The sequence below is a fragment of the Streptomyces sp. NPDC007162 genome (assembly GCF_040634175.1).
In the GTDB taxonomy this organism is placed as follows: domain Bacteria; phylum Actinomycetota; class Actinomycetes; order Streptomycetales; family Streptomycetaceae; genus Streptomyces.
Map to the genome: position 1 here is coordinate 1 of NZ_JBEYFC010000858.1, position 2,451 is coordinate 2,451.

Annotated in this window: 2 protein-coding genes and 1 pseudogene; 2 read left to right on the forward strand and 1 reads right to left on the reverse strand. The window is 67.1% G+C overall.

What is annotated here, in order from left to right; all coding sequences use genetic code 11:
* Positions 1–425, reverse strand: a pseudogene (locus tag ABZ646_RS44985) (4-hydroxy-3-methylbut-2-enyl diphosphate reductase); the annotation flags it as partial.
* A 387-nt stretch (positions 426–812) separates the two neighbouring features.
* Here ABZ646_RS44985 and ABZ646_RS44990 point away from each other — a divergent pair.
* Positions 813–1,724 (forward strand): methyltransferase domain-containing protein, encoded by a 912-nt coding sequence (locus ABZ646_RS44990; protein WP_360533111.1) that lies wholly within the window; start codon positions 813–815, stop codon positions 1,722–1,724.
* 100 nt (positions 1,725–1,824) lie between these two features.
* The gene (locus ABZ646_RS44995) at positions 1,825–2,433 is read left to right on the forward strand and encodes a methyltransferase domain-containing protein (protein WP_360533114.1); all 609 of its coding nucleotides are present in this window, start codon (positions 1,825–1,827) and stop codon (positions 2,431–2,433) included.
* The last annotated feature ends 18 nt before the right edge of the window (positions 2,434–2,451 follow it).

Consider the following 2,451-nt stretch of genomic DNA (forward strand, 5'->3'; position numbering starts at 1 on the left):
GTCTGGTCGGGAGCGTGCCCGTAGATGCCCTCGACCTCCTCGTGGTCCGCGTGCCCGATCAGCAGCAACGTCCGCCCGTCGCGGGCGAACCGGCGGGCCTCCTGGTGCACCTTGGCCACCAGCGGGCAGGTCGCGTCGAGCACGTCCAGGCCGCGTGCGTCCGCGTTCTGCCGCACCTGCGGGGAGACACCGTGCGCGGAGAAGACGCACACCGCGCCCTCCGGCACCTCCAGCTCGGAGTCGACGAACCGGACACCCCGGCGCTGGAACTCGCGTACCAGGTAGTGGTTGTGCACGATCTCCTTGCGGACGTACACCGGCGCGCCGTGCTGTTCCAGCGCGAGGTCGATGATGGCTATCGCCCGGCGCACCCCGGCGCACAAACTCCGCGGCTCGGCCAGCAGCACCTGCTTACCGCCACTCATTCCCACTCCGTTCCGTGCCGTCCGAGCTCGGGAAGACTTCTCCGCCGTTGGATGCCGGCTTAATCGCCGGACTCGAATTCGGCCTTGGTGCCGCCCGGCGGCCACCACTCCGCAGGCTAGTCTAATCCAGGCCCTGCACCGTTTTCTTTGGGGTTTTTCCTAAATCCGAAGACGTGCGCGTCGTGTCGTTGACACGACCGGGGTCGCCCTCCAGGATGGAGTCCGATGGCTGCCACTTGATTTCGATACGACGCAACATCGCACGTCGTGCGGGCGGCTCTCCATTTCGAACCGCTTATATTCGCCGACATCGCGGCGAGTGCGGCGCAACCACGACAGCAGGCCATTCGCCAACGTCGTCGGAATACGGGCTCTGGAGGAGTGACCGTGTCAAATCTGGATGAACTTGCAACCTCGCCTCGAACGGTGCTGGAGCCTCAGGACGAGGTGAAAATAGTCGGCCAGTACTACGACGACAAAACAGCCAGGCTTGTTCGCAAATACGGGCCCGGACCCCGGATTCACTATCATGTAGGTCACTACCCTTCCTCTCGAACGCCCCTGGATGTCCAGGATGCGACGCCGGATGCCATTCGGCGCAGCATCCGGCTCCATCAGGAGGGTCTGCTGCGGTATGCGGCCAAGATCTGGGGTGCTGAACACCGGCTGTCGGGGCGGATCCTGGACGTCGGCTGCGGTCTCGGTGGGGGTTCGCTCTTCTGGGCGCAGGAATACGGCGCCGACGTCACAGCGGTCACCAACGCGCCGGAACACGCGCCGATCGTCGAGGGTTTCGCGCGGGAGTGCGGGGTGGACGGGCGGGTCCGGGCACTGGTCTGCGACGCGATGCATCTCCCTCTGGACAACGGTCCGTACGACGCGGCGGTGGCGATCGAGAGCAGCGGTTACTTCAACCGCCCGCAGTGGTTCGAGCGGCTGGCGCGCGTGCTTCGTCCGGGCGGGAGCGTGTGCATCGAGGAAGTGTTCATCACACGCCCGCACGGGGCCGATGTGTGGGCCGAGTACTTCTACACGAAACCCGCCACGGTGCGCGACTACACGGAAGCCGCGCGGGCCGCGGGTTTCGAGTTGGTCGACGACGTCGACGCCACGTCGGAAACCGCGCCGTTCTGGGAGGAGAGCACCGCCTGGACGAAGGCGGTCCTGGACACGGACAACAGCCTTTCGGCAGTCGAGCGCCGGCAGCTGAGGATATCCCTGATGGCGAACCAGGCGCTTGGCGCCGAATGGCGAGCGGGGGGTTTGCGGCTGGGTTTCCTGCGCTTCGAGCTGAAGTGAGCGGAACGCCTGACGGCCTGAACGGCCGCCCGCCCTTCGACAGAGGTACGGCCGGACCAGCGCCGGCTCCCGCGAGCTTCACCACGACACGGAGTTCCTCATGACCCTCAAGCAGTCTCCCGCTCCCAGCGACGTCCGCACCGTGTACGACGGATTCGGCCGGATCTACGGTTCCGCGTGGGGCCGCAACATCCACTACGGCTACTGGGAGGACGACGCCGACGACAGCTCCGTCGAGGTGGCCACCGACCGCCTGACCGACCTGATGATCTCAGGTCTCGCCGCACAGGCCGGCCAGCGGGTCCTGGACATCGGCTGCGGCGTCGGCCATCCCGCGCGGCGGCTGGTCCGCGCTTGTGACGTGGACGTGGTGGGCATCACCGTCAGCCACATCCAGGTGGCGGAGGCCACGGAACTCACGGCCGAGGCCGGGCTCGCCGACCGGGCCACGTTCCAGTTCGCGGACGCGATGGATCTGCCCTTCCCCGACGGTTCGTTCGACGCGGCCTGGGCGTTCGAGTCGATGTGGCACATGCCCGACCGTGGCCAGGTGCTCTCCGAGGCCGCTCGCGTCCTGCGGCCCGGCGGTCGCCTCGCCATCGCCGACGTCATCCAGCGCGACCCGGTCAGCCCCGAGGGACGCGTGGTCCTGGACCACATCTGCGAGAACTACGCGGTGCGCTCCCTGGGGTGTCAAAGGTCCGGGTGAAAAATCGAACGGCGGGCC

What these genes read in the sequence shown, in the direction of transcription:
- ABZ646_RS44995 (WP_360533114.1), top strand. Translation starts at nt 1,825, where the DNA reads ATGACCCTCAAGCAGTCTCCCGCTCCCAGCGACGTCCGCACCGTGTAC.